At 38.3% G+C, this 18,445-nt stretch carries 12 protein-coding genes and 1 tRNA gene; 6 read left to right on the top strand and 7 right to left on the bottom strand.

Annotation, left to right across the window (positions count from 1 at the left end; translation table 11 throughout):
• Positions 1 to 15 precede the first annotated feature (15 nt).
• The 3 genes from ODE14_RS17195 to ODE14_RS17185 form a co-directional block, all read right to left on the bottom strand.
• Positions 16 to 657 carry a hypothetical protein gene (locus ODE14_RS17195; RefSeq protein WP_263602290.1) on the bottom strand — a complete coding sequence of 214 codons (642 nt, stop codon included), beginning with the start codon at positions 655 to 657 and terminating at the stop codon, positions 16 to 18.
• A 102-nt stretch (positions 658 to 759) separates the two neighbouring features.
• A complete protein-coding gene (arfB, locus tag ODE14_RS17190; protein WP_263602289.1) occupies positions 760 to 1,152 on the bottom strand; it encodes an alternative ribosome rescue aminoacyl-tRNA hydrolase ArfB in 393 nt (130 codons plus the stop codon).
• Between the two features lie 23 nt (positions 1,153 to 1,175).
• Positions 1,176 to 2,195: an AMP-binding protein gene (locus tag ODE14_RS17185; protein ID WP_263602288.1), complete on the bottom strand. Its 1,020-nt coding sequence runs from the start codon at positions 2,193 to 2,195 to the stop codon at positions 1,176 to 1,178.
• A gap of 99 nt (positions 2,196 to 2,294) precedes the next feature.
• Between ODE14_RS17185 and ODE14_RS17180 the strand changes: the two genes are divergently transcribed.
• Positions 2,295 to 2,365: transfer RNA gene (locus ODE14_RS17180), tRNA-Gln, on the top strand.
• Between the two features lie 102 nt (positions 2,366 to 2,467).
• On the opposite strand, the gene ODE14_RS17175 is transcribed toward ODE14_RS17180, so the two are convergent.
• Complete coding sequence (locus tag ODE14_RS17175; protein ID WP_248394900.1) at positions 2,468 to 2,674, bottom strand: hypothetical protein; 207 nt, start codon at positions 2,672 to 2,674, stop codon at positions 2,468 to 2,470.
• A 25-nt stretch (positions 2,675 to 2,699) separates the two neighbouring features.
• Entirely contained in the window at positions 2,700 to 2,990 is a 291-nt protein-coding gene (locus ODE14_RS17170) for a helix-turn-helix domain-containing protein (protein WP_248394901.1), read from the bottom strand.
• Between the two features lie 195 nt (positions 2,991 to 3,185).
• Between ODE14_RS17170 and ccoN the strand changes: the two genes are divergently transcribed.
• The 5 genes from ccoN (at position 3,186) to ODE14_RS17145 (ending at position 14,971) form a co-directional block, all read left to right on the top strand.
• Positions 3,186 to 5,468 (top strand): cytochrome-c oxidase, cbb3-type subunit I, encoded by a 2,283-nt coding sequence (ccoN, locus tag ODE14_RS17165; protein ID WP_263602287.1) that lies wholly within the window; start codon positions 3,186 to 3,188, stop codon positions 5,466 to 5,468.
• A 12-nt stretch (positions 5,469 to 5,480) separates the two neighbouring features.
• On the top strand, positions 5,481 to 6,368 hold the full coding sequence (locus ODE14_RS17160; RefSeq protein WP_248394903.1) for a cbb3-type cytochrome c oxidase N-terminal domain-containing protein: 888 nt from the start codon (positions 5,481 to 5,483) through the stop codon (positions 6,366 to 6,368).
• A 298-nt stretch (positions 6,369 to 6,666) separates the two neighbouring features.
• Positions 6,667 to 11,703: a translocation/assembly module TamB gene (locus ODE14_RS17155; RefSeq protein WP_263602286.1), complete on the top strand. Its 5,037-nt coding sequence runs from the start codon at positions 6,667 to 6,669 to the stop codon at positions 11,701 to 11,703.
• On the top strand, positions 11,704 to 14,028 hold the full coding sequence (locus ODE14_RS17150; protein ID WP_263602285.1) for a BamA/TamA family outer membrane protein: 2,325 nt from the start codon (positions 11,704 to 11,706) through the stop codon (positions 14,026 to 14,028).
• 10 nt (positions 14,029 to 14,038) lie between these two features.
• Positions 14,039 to 14,971, top strand: coding sequence for a YihY/virulence factor BrkB family protein (locus tag ODE14_RS17145; RefSeq protein ID WP_263602284.1), 933 nt, complete (start codon positions 14,039 to 14,041; stop codon positions 14,969 to 14,971).
• Between the two features lie 151 nt (positions 14,972 to 15,122).
• On the opposite strand, the gene argS is transcribed toward ODE14_RS17145, so the two are convergent.
• Both argS and ODE14_RS17135 read right to left on the bottom strand, forming a co-directional pair.
• A complete protein-coding gene (gene argS, locus ODE14_RS17140) occupies positions 15,123 to 16,883 on the bottom strand; it encodes an arginine--tRNA ligase (RefSeq protein WP_263602283.1) in 1,761 nt (586 codons plus the stop codon).
• Between the two features lie 109 nt (positions 16,884 to 16,992).
• Positions 16,993 to 18,441 (bottom strand): SusD/RagB family nutrient-binding outer membrane lipoprotein, encoded by a 1,449-nt coding sequence (locus tag ODE14_RS17135; protein ID WP_263602282.1) that lies wholly within the window; start codon positions 18,439 to 18,441, stop codon positions 16,993 to 16,995.
• Between the last annotated feature and the right edge of the window lie 4 nt (positions 18,442 to 18,445).

The following is an 18,445-nucleotide window of genomic DNA, read 5'->3' as shown; positions in this document are numbered from 1 at the left end:
TTGCAAAGATAAAACTTAAAAACGGAATGTAGCAGCTGCACTCAAAGAAACTCTGTGTAAACCTTCTTTTTGGTCTTCGCCAAAATCATAGGTAACACCGTTAATTTTCATTTTATTAAGCGTTCCTGCTGTAAGTCCGAGTTTTGGCCCAATCAGAATATTTTTTGTGATCTGGTACTGGTAAGCAAAATTAAGTTCGGCTCCTAAATTAGATCCTGTTCCTTTCACATTTGCCGTTTTAGTGCTGTACGAAATTACACCCAAACCTACATCAACGAACATTTTATGCCTGGTCTGCTCAGTAAAATTGGAAATCATAACAGCAGGACCGAAAAAATTGATCTGATCTTTTGTCGTTACGGGAAGCGAGACAGGCATATTATTCACATACCCTAAAATATATCCGTCACTGGAAGCGCTGAAGTTGGAATATTTTAACCCGACAGATACAATAGGATTTATCTGATAGTATGCAGAAATATCGAAATTCATTCCGCTTTTTAATCCTTTTACGTATTCTTCTTCCTCTCTGGAAAGTCCCGAAACCGTTTTAGCTGTTCTCCAGGCATATCCTACCGATGGAATAATTGAAAATTTCTGTGCAGATGAAAGCACCGATATAGAAATGAATGCGGCTGCAAAAAGTTTTCTGATCATTAGTTTACTATTTTGGGCGCAAAAATATAGTATTAAGGTGAATTATCCCATAGAAAAGAAAAATTTAACACCCTTCGCAGTCAAACTACAACAGCAGTTGAGTTAATACCTGAATTTCCGGTTCTCTTTTTTATCAGACAGTTTCTTTTTGGTGTCCAGCCGTTTTTGTTTTTGTGATTTTGAAGGTTTTGTAGCGAGCCGCTTTTTTGGAATAATCAGCGCTTGGTTTACAAGCTCGAGAATTTTTTCGATGGCTCTGGTTTTATTCATCAGCTGGGTTCTGGTTTCAGATACCGTTAAAAACAGAAAACCTTCGGCATTGATTCTGTTGTTCAGTTTATGATGAATGCGATCTTTCTGTTCGTCATTAAAAAATCCCGAATCGGAAACTTTCCAGAGAACCGTTACAGAGGTTTCCACTTTATTAACGTTTTGCCCTCCTGCCCCGCTGCTGCGGGAAGTTTTAAAAACAAGTTCTTTTGAAAAATCTTTCATAATTTATCGTATGCGTTAATCGGCTACAGTATGCTTTTTAATTCTATCCTGTTAACCTTCCCATTTGGCGTTCTCGGAATTTTTACTGTAAAAATAATTTCTTTTGGCCTGTGATAACTTTTTTCAAAAGGTATTTTTGAAATTTTATCAATAATTTCCTTAGATTTTTGTCCTTCGATAATGAGTATCAATTTTTGTCCTAAACTCTCATCTTTCCTTCCTATAAAAACTGCTTCATTCGGGATTTCTTTCTTTACTAAAGCTTCCAGCTGTTCCAGAAAAATTTTAGCGCCTCCTGAATTAATTACATTGTCAATTCTTCCTAAAAACCTGAACTGGTTATTATTTTTAATTTCGACTAAATCGTTAGTCTGCAATACTTCTGTCGTAAGATGTGGTGCAAAAATTCTTAAACATCCTCTTTCATCCGTGGAAATATCAACATTTTCAAAAGCAGTGAAAAAAGATTCTGAAACCGGATAAATCTGTTTCAGAGCGATATGGGAAAGTGTTTCTGACATTCCGTAAGTTTCAAAAACCCGTTGAGTACTTTTTGATCCGAGTGTTTTGAAAATTTTATCTTTTAAACCTTCCGACACAGCCGCTCCACCAATAATTACATTCTTTATCCAATACAGATGCTCCAATGAATTTTCAACCTGCAGCGGTGTCATGGCACAGAAATCTATTTTTTCATTGATATTCTGCAAAGGTTGTACAGAAGGTGCTGTAACCTTAAGTATTAAATTTTTGACAACAGACCGAACAATCATCATTTTCCCGGAGATGTATTCAACCGGTAGACATAGTAAAGCTTTATCTCCAACCTTTAATCCTAAAAAATTACAGGTCATTTCTGCGGAGGCCATCATTTTTCTTTTCTCAATTTCAAAAATCTTAGGAGTTCCCGTAGATCCGGAAGTCTGTACCGACACCGTTTTTTTATCAGAAAACCATTCTTCTAAAAAAGCATTAACTTTCTTTTCAAATTCGGTTTCGGAAGGTAAATGGCTCAGATTGAGATTTTTGAAGTCTATCATCATAATGATCATAAATAAAGGAAGTGTAAATTTAAAAAAAACTTGAAAAAGTTCTTGCAAATAATGAAAAAAGCTGTAAATTTGCACCACTCAAACAGAGAAAGACTCATGGTGTAGCGGTAACACTACTGATTTTGGTTCAGTCATCTGGGGTTCGAATCCCTGTGAGTCTACATAACAGGAGAAATGTTTATCATTTTTCCTGTTTTTGTTTTATCGTTATAATGGTTCAATTAAAGAACTAAAGTGATTTATATATTTACAAAAATCAAATATTATTTTTTCTGAACCGACCGGTAATAATTTCCAATATTAACAGCAACAGAGATTACCAATCCTCTTACAAACGACCAAAATAGAATTTCGTTTACATTATCTTTGGTAAAATCATAATCATTATAAAAATTGATATCAATAAAAAATATTACAATTGATATTGCCAAAGCACCTAACAGAACAACTCCCGCTCTTCTTAAATTCATTTTAAAATTAATTAGTTATAGTTTATCAAAGATCTTCGGGAATAGATATTCCCTTTTTCTTCATGTATTCCAAAAGTCCGTTATATTTTTCTTCGTAATCATTGGTTCCGCACTTATCGGAAATACTGCAAATCTCGGAAGGTTTTATGCCTAAAATGTCGGATATTTTCGTAAGAATTTCCAGATTGATTTTTACTTTTGAATTTTCAATATCAGAATACGCTTTCTGCGATATTCCCATCTCAAAAGCCATATATTCTTGTGTTAAATCCTTACTCCTTCGGATTTTCCTTATGTTTTGACCACATATTTTCATGCCATGCCGTTTTAGTAGTTTTCGGTATATTTTAGAAGGATATCTATTAGCCTTAGACAAAGTTAGTGAATACCTTTGGCAAAACATTATTACGCTACATGATATTTTTATTTATTAAGACTTAGGTTAAAAATTTACAGTAAAACTTTTGTTTTAAAATAAAGATTATCACTTCAGGACAACACCTTAGGAATTATGGAGACGCAAAAATTTAATTATGACAATAATATTGTCAGAGCATTTCTCTATGCTACAATTGCATTCGGTCTGGTAGGTTTTTTACTTGGTCTTACCGCTGCACTTATGCTTTTTTACCCCGAACTTCCGGAGTTTTTATTTGGAACAGATGACAGCACCATTAAAAGTCTGGCTTCAGGAAATATTCAGGGGTTAATAAATACACAGGGAGCTTTGGGCTTCGGAAGAATCAGAATGCTGCATACAAGCGCTGTTATTTTTGCTTTTGTATGTAATTCTTTTTTCTGTGGAGCATATTACAGCATGCAGCGTTTGCTGAAAACAAGAATGTACAGTGACACCCTGTCCTGGCTGCATTTCTGGACATGGCAGATCATGATTGTTTCAGTAGTTATTACTTTCCTGATGGGGATCAATACTTCTAAAGAATATGCAGAACACGAATGGCCTATTGATATTTTAATTACCATCTCATGGGTGATTTTCGGAATTAATATGTTCGGAACCATCGCCAAAAGAAGGGTAAGACACCTTTACGTAGCCATCTGGTTTTATCTGGGGACCTGGATTGCCGTAGCGATGCTGCACATTTTCAATAATCTTGAAGTACCATTGTCATTTACTTCATGGAAATCATATTCTATTTATGCAGGAGCTAAAGATGCCTTGGTACAGTGGTGGTATGGTCACAATGCGGTTGCATTTGTACTGACAACTCCTGTTTTAGGTTTAATGTATTATTTCTTACCTAAAGCGGCGGACAGACCGGTATTCTCCTATAAATTATCAATTATTCACTTCTGGTCATTGATCTTCGTTTATCTTTGGGCAGGCCCTCACCACCTTCAATATACCGCTTTACCGGCTTGGGCACAAGCGGTGGGAACAGGTTTCTCTATTATGCTTATTGCACCATCCTGGGGAGGTATGCTGAACGGATTACTAACTTTGAGAGGAGCTTGGGATAAAGTAAGAGAAAATCCTATTCTTAAATTCTTCGTTGTTGCAGTAACCTGCTACGGTATGGCAACGTTTGAGGGACCATTATTAGCTACAAAATCTTTAAATAAAATAGGACACTACACCGACTGGGTAATCGGTCACGTACATATCGGGGCTTTGGGATGGAACGGTTTCATGGCATTCGGAATTGTCTATTACCTGATTCCGGTGATGTGGAGAACTCCGCTTTGGTCTAAAAAACTGGCCAACTTGCACTTCTGGCTGGGAACTTTAGGAATTATTTTCTATGCAGTACCAATGTATATCTCCGGATTTACTCAAGGATTAATGTGGAAGCAGTTCAACCCGGACGGAACCTTGGTATGGAAAAACTGGCTGGATACCGTAACGGCAATTATTCCTTATTATAAAATGAGGTTTTTAGGAGGTTTGTTTTATATCTCAGGGGCCATCTTAATGGTTGTCAACGTAATCAAAACGATCAAAGCCGGTTCATTCCAGAAAGATGTTCCTGCAGAAGCACCAGCTTTAGCAAATATAGGAAGCGCAAGAAAAGAAGGCGAAGGACTACACCTTTGGATAGAAAGAACTCCGAGAATTATGGCCATACTGGCATTTATTACCGTTGCAATCGGTGGCCTGGTGGAAATCATTCCTACATTAACATTAAAACAAAGTGTACCAACCATTACTGCCGTAAAACCTTATTCTCCACTGGAACTGGAAGGAAGAGATTTATATATTCGAGAAGGGTGTAACGCCTGCCACTCCCAGATGATCAGACCGTTCCGTGATGAAATCGTACGATTTGAAGGTAAAAACGGACAGTATTCCAAAGCGGGAGAGTTTGTATACGACAGACCATTCCTTTGGGGATCAAAACGAACCGGACCGGATCTTCACAGAGAAGGCGGAAGAAACCCTGATTCATGGCACTTTAAACATATGTACAACCCAAGAATTACTTCAGCAGGTTCTATTATGCCGCGTTTCCCATGGCTGATTACCAACAAATTGGATAAAAAACAGATGGTAGATAAAATGAAGCTGATGAAAAATTATTTCGATGTTCCTTATACAAAAGCTGAAATAGATTCCGCCAATCAGTGGGCAGATAACCAGGCAAAAGGTATCGTTAAAAGAATTTATTCCGAGGCAGCTGATGTGAAGCAGCAGGTAGAAAAAGACAGAATGGCAAAAGGATCTTCTTTCGTTCCGCTTGAAGAAAGGGAAATCGTAGCCATGATTGCCTATCTGCAGAGACTCGGAACAGATATTAAAACCACTCAGATCCAAACCGCAAGTGCAGATAATTAAAATTGATTAGCAATGAAAACAAGAACTCCAATTTCAGTATACATTATTGTAACCATAGGTTTGACAATCATGGCATTCGAAATGTTCGCTCATGATTCAGGATATTTTTCTTCTCCTTTTTTCTGGGGGCTGATGCTGATTGCCATTATCCTGCTGCTGATTATGAATTCTATCGGCGACCTCATCGAAAATCAGAATTTCAGCAGACTTTCGGATGAAGAAAAGGCTTTATATATCAAAGAAAAAAGCACACCCTATTTTCAGAAACTATGGAATTCGGCTTTCAAAAAACAGTCTGCTACAGAGGAGAAAGATATTCTTATCGATCATGGATTTGATGGGATTACAGAACTTGACAACGCGCTCCCAAAATGGTGGATCGGGCTTTTCTGGTTCGGATGTATTTTCTGTGCCGTGTATCTTACAGCGTTTTCGTTCACCGAATATGCGCACCCCGAAGCAGAATTAAATCATGAAACCAAAACCATGCTTGCGTCCATTGCTGAATATGAAAAAACAGCTCCGCAAATTAACCTTGAGTCCGCAAAATACAGTGCAGATAATGTAACCGAAGGCCAGGAACTCTTTAAAACCAACTGTGCAACCTGCCACGGAGAAGGGGCAAAAGGAGGTATCGGTCCGAACCTTACTGATAAATACTGGATCAACGTGAAAGAAAAAAGCCTGTTTAAAAATGTGTTCTGGATGCTTGAAAATGGATCACCGAATAATCCCACGATGCGGCCTTTAATCAAAGAAGGAACCATCACCGGAAGAGATGCCGAAAAAATAGCAGCGTACATTTATCACATCAACCAGGAGACCGCTTCCATCACACCAGCGCAGGGAGGTGCAGCTCCTCAGGGCCAGGAAGTACAATGGGAAAACGGAAATGATTAAAAACTTTTAATCTCAACATATTATCTTAAACCATGCCAAGCCCCTTTTTGAATAACTAAACTAACATTTATAAATTCATTTTTGCTAAACCTTTTCAGTAAAGAAAATGAAAAAAGGGGCTTTTTATAAACACAAAATCCAGGCTTTGACTGTCAGCATCAACTATTCACTTGACACTCAACTAAACTAAATTCCATTAGATTGGCAGTCAAGGCAGGATTTTTGCATACGCAAAGGGTACCACAACAGATGAGCAGTACGATAAGTATTGCTATATTTGTTTTAAACCCAATCACTCTTGAAACTGAAAATCAACAAAAGAAAACTCTTTCGGCGTTTTGTTATTACCATTATATCCATTTTGGTATTCATTGTGTTACTAATCCTTAGCTTAAGACTTCCCGCCGTTCAGAACTTTGTTAAAGACAAACTGGTTGTTTACCTAGAAAAGAAAATCAAAACCAAAGTAAGCCTGGAAAGAGTATACATAGGATTTCCTAACAGTCTTGTGATGGAAAACCTTTATTTAAAAGGTCAGAATATCGATACTCTTCTGGCAGTAAAAAAGCTTGACGTAGGGCTGAATATGATCAAACTGATCAGTTCTACTGCAGACATTACATCCGTTGACCTCGAAGGAGCCCGCGCGAATGTCGTGAGAAAACCGGACGGAACATTCAATTTCGATTATATCCTCGATGCCTTTGCTACAACAGACAAAGAAGAAAGTCCTTCAAAACCTTTTATTATTTCATTAGATAAAATCAAACTTAAAGATATTGGTGTTACGTTTAATGATCAGCAGTCGCGTAATGATATCAAAGTTTATTTCAAATCTTTTGATACAAGGGTGAAAACTTTTGATCTTCAGAACAATTCTTATGCCGTTAATGATATTAATCTGGACGGGCTGAAACTTAAACTCAAGCAAGATCTCGTAGAAGAAGTTTCCAAAAAAGTTGAAAAAAAAGTAGATTCTCTCAACAATAAAAAGCCGATGCAGCTTGGATTGAAAGGTATAAAACTCACCAATTTCGATATTGATTACGGGGACGACAATACCAGAACTTTCGCTAAAGTTTTATTTAAAGAGCTCAGCACAAGAGTAAACAGACTTGATCTTGAAAATAACGCTTATGATGTTGACAATGTATTTCTTTCCGGAGCCAACATCAATGCCAATCTTTATCTTCCGGCTAATAATGCTAATCCCAAAAATGATGAATCTAAAGATCCTAAAACGTCCGAACAGCAGAAAGCACTTAGTCTTTTGTTGGGAAAGCTTGTTCTTAATGACGTAAAAGTTGCTTATAACAATACTGCAATCGCTCCTACAAGACAGGGCATGGATTTTAACCACCTGAATTTTTCAAAGCTTAATGTGGAGGTGAGAAAATTCAAAATGCAGAACAATACGTTTGCCGGATCGGTAAATTCTGCTGAAATTCAGGAAGCAAGAGGATTAGATATCCGGGAATTCAATACCGATTTTGTCTACAATGAAAAAGAAGCTTATTTAAAAGATCTTTACCTGGAAACGTCAAGAACAATTTTGCGTGATGAGGTGGTTTTAAATTATAATTCTATCGAACAGCTCTCTTCAAATCTTGGAGCTGTTAAAATTTCAGCAAATATCAAAGATTCAAAAGTAGGTTTTGCAGATATCCTGAACCTTGCGCCGAACCTCAGAAATACCGCACCATTTAACAGATACCCAAATGCTGTGTTAAATGTTAATGCCAACGTAAAAGGAAATGTAAATGACCTTCTGATCAACAATCTTAAAGTATCAGGTATTGATCAGCTGAGAGTAGCAGCATCAGGAAGAATTAAAAACGCTACCAATCCCGACAATTTATATTACGATCTGAGAATTGCGGAATTGTCTTCTTCAGCGAGAACGATTTACAATCTGGTTCCAAAAAACACGATACCTTCCAATATTGCCCTGCCTTCCAATATGAGTATTAAAGGAACGGCAAAAGGCACAACTAGAATTGTAGATGCCAACCTTAACCTCTACTCTACTTCAGGAAATGCATCCATTGTAGCTAAAGTGGATATGCGCAGGAAAAACCGCGAACTGTATGATGTAAAAGCCAATCTTCAGGGATTACAGATCGGAAGAATTATTAAAAACAAGGACATCGGTTCTGTCTCTGCACAGATTTATGCGAAAGGAGAAAGCTTCGATTTCAAAAATGCCAATGCAGACCTGAGAGGACATGTTGCATCCGCAGTGTACAAAGGTTACCGCTATCAGAATATGAATCTTACCGGAAAAATACGACGTGGCGTTTACAATATTGTTTTAAATTCCAAAGATCCTAATGCCAACATGCAGCTTACGGCATCCGGAGTGTATAACGAAAAAAATCCTACGGTAAAAGTAAACGGAAATATATTGAAACTCGATCTTAATAAACTCGGATTCTATAAAGACCAGATGATTCTCGCAGGGAAAATAGACGGAGATTTCACCAATTTAGATCCGGACCACCTAAATGGATATCTGAATTTAAAAGATTTTGCTTTCTCGGACACCAAAGAAATTTATCCTGTTCAGGAAATCAACTTAAAAGCATCATCAACTGCTGATTCTACCAACATCATTTTCAATTCGCAGATTGCGGATGTAGAACTGAGAGGGAAATACAGGCTTACCCAAATATTCGGAGCTCTAAGCCAGACAATCAACCAATATTACCAGTTTCAGAAACCGGCGAAAAATGAAAAGATCGAAGCGGGACAGTTTTTTACTTTTAATGCTAAAATTAAAAATGATGATCTCATCAGAAAATTTGTACCGGAGCTGAAAAGTTTTGAAACCATCAATATTACAGGAAATTACGATGCTGATTCCCAGAAAATAGAAATTGACGGGCAGATTCCGCAGGTTTTATACGGTGAAAATTCTATTGAAAATGCGAGCCTTCAGGTAACTAATGAAAATCAGGCTTTACAATATAATCTGAATGTTGCCGCATTAAAGAGCTCAAGCTTTGCTTTAAATAAAGTAAATATTGGAGGAGATATTGCGCAAAATATCATCAATTATAATATTACCACAAAAGATGCGAAAGATGAAACGCAATTCCTGATTGCTGGGAATGCAAAATCGATGAATGATATCACAGAAATTTCGCTTAACCCGAATGGATTAAAACTCAATTATACCGATTGGACTGTAGCGGAAGGAAATAAAATACAGATCAGCAGCGGAGGTATTCTGGCTGATAATTTCAGGCTGTCGAACGGAGGCAGTGAAATTTTATTACAATCTGAAAGCCAGTCTCCCAACGCGCCCCTGAATGTTTCGCTAAAAGATTTTAAGATAGAGACTCTTACCGAACTTATTAAAAAAGACACCTTACTGGCAAGAGGAAATATCAACGGAACTGCCCAATTACGGAATCTTACCAAAAACATGACGTTCACTTCAGATTTAAATATCTCAGATCTTATTGTTTACGAAAACCCTGTAGGAAATCTTGCTGTGAAAGTTAATAATACTTCGCCTAAAATATTAAATGCGGATATTGCCCTTTCCGGAAATAATAATGACGTAAAAATTGTCGGAGATTATAACACTTCTTCAAGCACGTTTGACCTTAATATGGCCATCAACCAGCTTCAGATGAAATCTGTACAGGGCTTTTCGATGAACGCCATCACCAATACGGAAGGTTATATTTCAGGAAATCTGAAAATCACCGGAACAACTGCTCAACCGAATATTTTAGGTAAAGTAAAATTCAACGATGCAGGACTCGAAATTGCGAAAACAGGAAGTGACTTCAGGAATCTTGATGATGAAATTGATTTTACGAGCCGAGGAATTGAATTCAACAATTTCAAAATTAAGGACAGAGACGGAAATTCTATGAATATTGACGGACAGGTTCTTACCCAGACGTACAGAGATTTTGCCTTCAATCTTGATCTGAATGCCAAAGATTTCAAGGTGGTGAATTCAGAAAAATCCAATGAAGCGATAATGTACGGCGTTCTTTCCATAGACGCTGCATTGCAGGTTCGCGGAAATCTGGATCTGCCGAAAGTTGACGGAAGATTAGCCGTTGCAGACAATACTGATTTCACTTTTGTCCTTCCGCAGTCATCTCCCACTTTACAGGAAAGAGAAGGCATTGTTGAATTCATTGATCAGGATCAGGTTGCTCTAAATAAAACCATCAAGGCAGATTCTTTAGATTCCCAAAGCAGAATTAAAGGAATGGATGTAAACGTCAATATTGAGCTGAGCAAAGAAGCGAAACTTTCATTGCTGATTGATAAAGCAAACGGAGATTTCGTAAAACTTCAGGGGGAAGCAGAGCTTACGGGCGGAATTGATCCTTCAGGGAAAACAACTTTAGTAGGCGTTTATGAAGTGGAATCCGGAAGTTATGAAATGTCTGTAAGTGTCTTAAAGAGAAAATTCGATATCCAGAAAGGAAGTACCATTACCTGGACCGGGGAACCGACCACTGCCACTCTTGATATTACAGCCGTCTATAAAACGGAAGCTGCCCCTATTGATCTTGTAGAACAGCAAATCAGCGGCGAAGAAGCATCAACACTGAATCAGTTTAAGCAAAGAATCCCTTTCAATACCTTATTGAAAATGCAGGGTGAATTGCTGAAACCTGTTATTACATTCGATATTACTACCGATGAGAAAAACAACGCTGTTTCTTCCAATGTCACCGATATCGTAGACCAGAAGCTGGCACAGCTGAGAACCCAGGAATCTGAAATGAATAAGCAGGTTTTTGCTTTATTGTTATTGAACAGGTTTATTGGTGAAAATCCTTTTGAATCCGGAGCCGGACTTTCCGGAGAAATGATGGCAAGACAAAGTGTGAGTAAAATTCTTTCCCAGCAACTGAATAATCTTGCTTCTGATCTTATCAAAGGAGTTGATCTTAATTTCGACCTGGAATCCTCAGAAGATTATTCCACAGGAACCCAGAACACCAGAACCGACCTGAACGTAGACATCAGTAAAAAACTCCTGAATGACCGCCTGAAGGTTTCCGTAGGCAGTAATTTCGGGCTGGAAGGGGAAGCGCGCCAGAATGAAAACATGACCAACATCGCAGGAGATGTTACGGTAGATTACAGTTTATCCAAAGACGGAAGATATATGCTTCGGGCATATCGTAAGAACGAATATCAGGTAGCACTTCAGGGACAGATTGTGGAAACAGGATTAGGGTTTATCATTACGCTGGATTATGACAAATTCCGGGATATTTTCAAAAGATCGGGAAAGGATAAAAAGCAGAAGGTAACGAGAAAAAATAACCAAAACCAAGTTGTAGAATTTAAATAAATGAAAAAAAATTATCAGACCTATTTCAAATATATCATCACATTCGGAATGGCTTCTGTTGCGGTTTCCTGCAATACGAGATACCTGAAGGATGGCGAAATGCTTTATACGGGAGCAGAAATCAACATTGAAAATGATACGGTTTCCAAAAAAGAGAAAAAAGATCTTAAATCTGCCCTGGAAGCCAATCTTACTCCCAAACCCAATTCCAGTTTTTTAGGATTAAGGCCAAAACTTTTCTTTTATAATATTGCCAAAGAGCCTAAAAAAGAAAAAGGATTCAATTACTGGCTGAAATATAAAGTGGGTGAAAAACCTGTACTGCTTGGTGATGTAGACCGTGAATTCAATAAAGACATCATCGAAAATTATTCTGAAAACCAAGGATATTTTAATGCTAAAGCTACTTATGATACGGTGTCCCATAACAGGAAAGCAAAAGTAATTTACACTTTACGGCCGGGAGCAAGATATCTTATCAGCGATGTGAAATTTCAGCAGGATTCAACACTGGTTAATCAGGAAATTCAGAATCTTACCGGTAAAACGTTACTGAAAAAAGGACAGCCTTTTGATCTTGACGTTATCAAATCCGAAAGGGAACGCATTGACAACGGCCTGAAGGAACGCGGTTTTTATTACTTTCATCCCGACAATATTATTGTTCAGGCAGACAGTACGGTAAGTAAAAACCACAAGGTGGAACTGAATGTAAAGCTGAAAGACAACACTCCGGATCTTTCCACCCAACAGTTCAGTATAGACAAAGTAGTTGTTTTCCCGAATTATAATATCCGGGACGTGAAAGAAGGGAAATACAGCGTCCCTATGAATCCGGATTCCCTTCAGAAGTACGCTCATGAAGACATCTATGTGATCGATCCTGAACATAAATTCAAACCCAAAATTTTTGACAGGGCTCTGTATTTTAAAAGAGGAGACCTTTACAACCGTACCAATCATAATCTTACGTTGAACAGACTGATCAGTTTAGGGGTATTTAAATTTGTAAAAAATGAATTTGTTGTTTCAGATTCTTTGCAGCATAAATTTGATGCCTATTATTTATTAACTCCGCGCGAATTGCAGTCGCTCCGCCTGGAAGCATTAGGAAGAACCAATTCCGCCAACTATGCGGGAAGTGAGCTCAATCTGAACTGGACCCACAGGAACTTTTTCAGAGGTGCGGAACAGTTCAAGGCATCTGTGTATGGTGCATTTGATGTGCAGATTGGCGGACCGGAAAATGCCAAAAATATTTTCAGGGCAGGATCGAATGTGCAGCTTTCCATCCCGAGAATTGTGGCGCCATTCAGATTTAATTCTTCCAGTGCATTTGTCCCGAGAACGAATATCACGCTGGGTTATGAATTCCAGAACCGTACGGAATATTACACGCTCAATACCTTCAGCGGTTCCTTCGGCTACGTATGGAAAGAAAATGCAAGAAAAGAACATGACCTGAAAATCCTGGACATTACCTATGTTTCTCCGGCCAATGTTACGCCTTTATATAGAGAGCGCTCGGCAGGTAATGATGCAATGCAAAGAGTTGTTGAAAAACAGCTGATTTTCGGGCCTACTTATTCCTACACTTATACCAACACCATGTTGCCGAAGGCCAATACGGTTTATTATAAAGGAACCCTTGATCTTGCAGGAAATATTACAGGCCTTCTGACAGGGGCGAATGTTAAAAAAGATAAAGAGAAAAGTATTTTTGGAGTCCCATTCAGTCAGTACGCCAAAATTGAGAACGACTTCAGGTTTTACCATAAATTCAATGAAAAAACATCTCTTGCGACCCGTGCTATTGCAGGAGTTGCCTATCCTTACGGAAATTCAGAATACATTCCTTTTTCAAGGCAGTTCTTTTCCGGAGGAAGCAACAGTGTAAGAGCATTCCGGGCGAGAACATTGGGTCCGGGAAGTTTTGATCCCAGAACCATTCCTGAGGGATTCTACTTTGATCAGTCCGGTGATGTGAAACTGGAATTAAATGCTGAATACCGTGCGAATCTATACAAATTTCTGAATGTTGCCGTTTTTGCTGATGCGGGAAATATATGGTTAATCAATGATGATCCCCAAAGACCGGGTGCCAAGTTTTCCAAGGAATTTTTAAGTGAAATTGCCGTAGGAGCCGGAGTTGGTCTGAGACTTGATTTCTCTATTTTAATTCTGAGACTCGACCTCGCAATGCCATTGAGAGTACCTTATTATGAAAGGGGCGACCGCTGGACTTTTGATAAGATTAATTTCGGCGATTCCAACTGGAGAAGAGATAATCTTATCCTGAACATTGCAATCGGGTATCCTTTCTAAATTTTTATACATGATAAAAAGAATAAAATTTTTCTGGGAAGCACTGCGCGAAACATTTAAAAAATGGAACGAATCTTCAGCATCCAATGACTCTGCGAGCCTGGCATATTATGCTATTTTCTCTATTCCGGGTCTGCTCATCATCATTATCTGGATCGCCGGTAATTTCTTTGGTGAAGAAGCGATACGCGGGCAGATCACAAGCCAGATCAGCGGTATTATGGGACAGGACGCTGCTAAAAGTGTCCAGGATATGATTGCTGGAGCTCTGGTGGATAAGGAAAATATTTTTATGAAAATTATAGGAATCGGCTCTCTGGTATTCGGTTCCACTACCTTATTTTTCCAGCTTCAGCGCTCGCTGAACAGCCTTTGGGATGTGCAGCCCGCTCCTAAAAAAGCGTTCGTGAAATTTCTTCTGGACAGGGCCAATTCATTGGGAATGATCCTTATTTTAGGCTTTTTGCTGATGATCACAATGGTTCTTTCTTCTTTGATCAGCCTTCTTAATAACTGGATTACCAATTATTTCGGTGTAGAAACATATGTACTCGTAGAACTTATCAATTACATTATCGGGTTTGTTGTCACAATGATCCTTTTTGCTTTAATGTTTAAGGTTCTTCCGGATGTAGAAATCAGCTGGAAACCTGTATGGAGAGGCGCTTTTCTTACCACTGTTTTATTTACATTAGGAAAATTCCTGCTGAGCCTTTATTTCGGAACGGCAAAACCAACCTCGGCATTCGGTGCGGCGGGGACGGTAATCCTGATTATGATGTGGATCAATTATTCCTGCATGTTGATTTTCTTCGGGGCAGAATTTACCAAAATATACGCCCTCAAAAGAGGCTTCAGGATCATTCCTTCCAAACATGCAAAATGGAGTGATGCTAAATTGTATGAAGAAAGTAAGATTAAGAAAAATCATCCCGAGATATAACCCCGTGAAGAACACTTTTCGGAAACTTCCGGAAGAGATTATGGAAGATAACTCCATCTGAATAAAAAGACGCGCAGGTTTTATCTAAAACCTGCGCATCTTTTTATATTTATTGCATGAACAAAATAATTATATTTTAATCACGATGTTCTTACATTCTGTTTACCGTTTCTATTCCCAGCAAGCGTAAGGATTTTCTTATTGTTTTCGCAGTAAGATCAGACAGATTTAATCTGATCTGCTTTATGTTTTCATCTTCCTGAATCATAATAGGATTGCTCTGATAAAAAGAGTTGTAGGTCTTCACCAGATCATACACATAATTGGCGATCAGCGCAGGGCTTAATACCTCTGCTGCTTTTTGAACGACAACTTTATAATTGGCCAGCTGCATGACCAATGCCTTTTCATATTCGTTCAATGAAACATTCCGAACTTCTTTATACTCAAAATCTGCTTTAGCCAGCAATGACTGAATACGGGCGTACGTATACTGAATGAAAGGTCCGGTATTTCCATTAAAGTCAATACTTTCTTCCGGATTGAAGAGCATTTTTTTCTTCGGATCCACTTTGAGCATGAAATATTTTAAGGCACCCATTCCTACATTTTCGTAGTTTTCAGCTTTTTCCTCTGCCGTTAAGTTTTCCAGCTTCCCAAGTTCTTCCGCTGCTGATTTTGCGATATTATGCATTTCCTGCATCAGATCATCTGCATCTACAACGGTTCCTTCACGGGATTTCATTTTTCCGTTCGGAAGCTCAACCATTCCGTAAGACAAATGGTACAGCTGGTCTGCCCATGAATATCCCAGTTTTCCTAAGATTTTAAACAATACCTGGAAATGATAATCCTGTTCGTTTCCAACGGTGTAAATTAATTTCTGAATATCATTTTGCTTAAAACGCTCTACTGCAGTACCCAAATCCTGGGTCATATACACGGAAGTACCGTCTGAACGTAATAATAATTTCTGATCAAGACCTTCATCCGTAAGGTCACACCAAACGGAACCATCCTCTTTCTGATAGAGCACTCCTTTATCCAATCCTTCCTGAATAAGATCTTTTCCTAAAATATAGGTATTGCTTTCGTACTGAACCTGATCAAAATCTACTCCCAGTCTTTTATAGGTATCGGCAAATCCTTTATATACCCATGAATTCATTTCATTCCAAAGGTTTCTTACATGCTCATTGCCGTTCTCCCAATCGAGAAGCATCTGTTGAGCTTCTTTCATCAAAGGAGCCTCTTTTTTAGCCTGATCTTCAGACATTCCCTGAGCCAGAAGCTCTGCAATTTGCAATTTATATTCCTGATCAAATTTAACGTAATAATTTCCTACGAATTTATCACCCTTTATGCCGGTAGAATCCGGCGTTTCACCGTTTCCGAATTTTTCCCATGCCAGCATTGATTTGCAGATATGAATTCCTCTGTCATTGATGATCTGTGTTTTGATCACTTCATATCCTGCCTCTTCAAGGATCTGAGAAACAGAAAAGCCTAATAAATTATTTCTGATATGCCCCAGGTGAAGCGGTTTATTGGTATTTGGTGATGAATATTCCACCATTACTGTTGAATCCTTTTTTTCTACAGTGTCAAAGTTTTCCGCTAAAGCGCTGAAATTATCAATAAAAAATTGATTTTTAACTTTAACATTCAGAAATCCTTTCACAACATTAAAACTTTCCAGAAGTTCGGTTTGTTCCGTTAAAGCCTGTCCCAGTTCAGTACCGATGGTTTCCGGATTTTTTTTCAGTTGTTTTACCAAAGGAAAAGTGACGATGGTAAAATCGCCCTCAAACTCTGTTTTATTTTCCTGAACTTCCAGCATAATTCCTTTCAGTTGATAGACATTGAGGATTATTTCCAGAAGTTTTTCTTCTATTATATTTTTAATATTCATTATCTGTTATTTAAAAACCTGTCGTTCTTATTCTCAAATGCAAATATACGGAAATAAAAAAACCGCCCGGAGGCGGATTAAATATGAATGTTAACTAATGTGCTTAAAATTAAAACTTGTCCCAGAAAACTTTAGTGGTTAATAAATCTCCACCGATAGCTGAAGCTGCCGCGCTTACATTGCCACCGTTTGTCTGATATTCACTAGCCGGATAGGTCATACGTAAAGGGACACTGCTGATTGTTGCTGCTGCAGCCGGCTGAAGAGCAGGAAAATCAAGTCTTCTCCATGTATTCCAGGAAACTAAAGGCTGATTATACATGGCTACCCAAGCCTGTTCTCCGATAGATTTCTTCCAGTTTGAAGAATTATACGGGTGCGCTGCAAGGTAAGCTGCTGCACTTGATGTTACCCCCCAATCCGTAAAGGATGAAGTAATCGCATTGGCATAATTGGTTGCGGCACTTCCTCCGATACCCCAGCGTGCACTGGCCTCTGCCAAGTAAAATGCTACTTCCGTATAGCTCATAAGGATTCCCGGCGTTGTAGGAGTATAAGCAAAATCTCCAGGAGCAGAGAAGTTCGCAAATGATGCTGGAAGACCAATTGCCTGTCCGATATAATTACCTGTAGACCCTACAGGTTTAAAATATTTTGTTATTCTCGCATCGGTATTGGAATTCATATAATCAACCAATGTTTTACCGCCAACGAAGTCATTTCTGTTATTTGCCTTTACATTTTCGTAAATCGGGCTATAATTTGGTGATCCGCTTAAATACTGCAGTAAACAATTGTCTGCAGATGAGGTCATAACTCCGTTGTTAATAGCCGTAGTAGCTGTTTGCTGAGCAAGTGTAGGATTTGCGTCTGCAATGCCAATTCCTAATTTAAGCAGAAGTGAATTACCGAACTTTTCCCAGGCCGCAAGATTTCCTGAATAATAAATATCTGCTGAAGAAAAACTATCCGATTCCGAATCTAATCCTCCCGTAACATCAAGATTTGCTATATCCTGCTGAAGTCTTGATATTAAATTAGCATAAACTCCTGCTCCGTCGTCATACACCGGAGCTACATTTGAACCCAGCTGATTTGCCTGTGAATAAGGAATATTACCAAATGTATCTGCTAATAACTGGTAACTATATACCTGTAAAATATCTATAATCGCCAGCTGGTTTTTTTTGGTCGTAGGCCAGGTAAGGGCTTCAGCAGGTACCGGTTGATAGTCATTTATTAATTTTTTTGCCTGTACTAAACTATTCTGTACATTCACATAATTATCAATGTAAATCTGATTCGAAACATTTCTGTTGGTAAAGTTATAATTGCTTTCTTCCACATAGGTTGTTTCCTGCCAGTACTGCATGGTAAGCCTAAAATTATTTTCATTAACACTTGGCGTGTTCACGTAGTCACTCAATTCTTTTTGGGCATTTGTTACTAAACTCGAGGGAATAGTAGTATATGCCGAGTGAGGATCTAAATTTATATCATCAGACTCGCAACTGATGAATAGTGTACCTAATAATAAAGATATTATGATTTTTTTCATTTTT

The sequence above is a fragment of the Chryseobacterium sp. PET-29 genome, from assembly GCF_025736815.1.
Taxonomy (GTDB): Bacteria; Bacteroidota; Bacteroidia; order Flavobacteriales; family Weeksellaceae; genus Chryseobacterium; species Chryseobacterium nepalense.
This window is presented reverse-complemented; position numbering and strand designations above follow the sequence as displayed.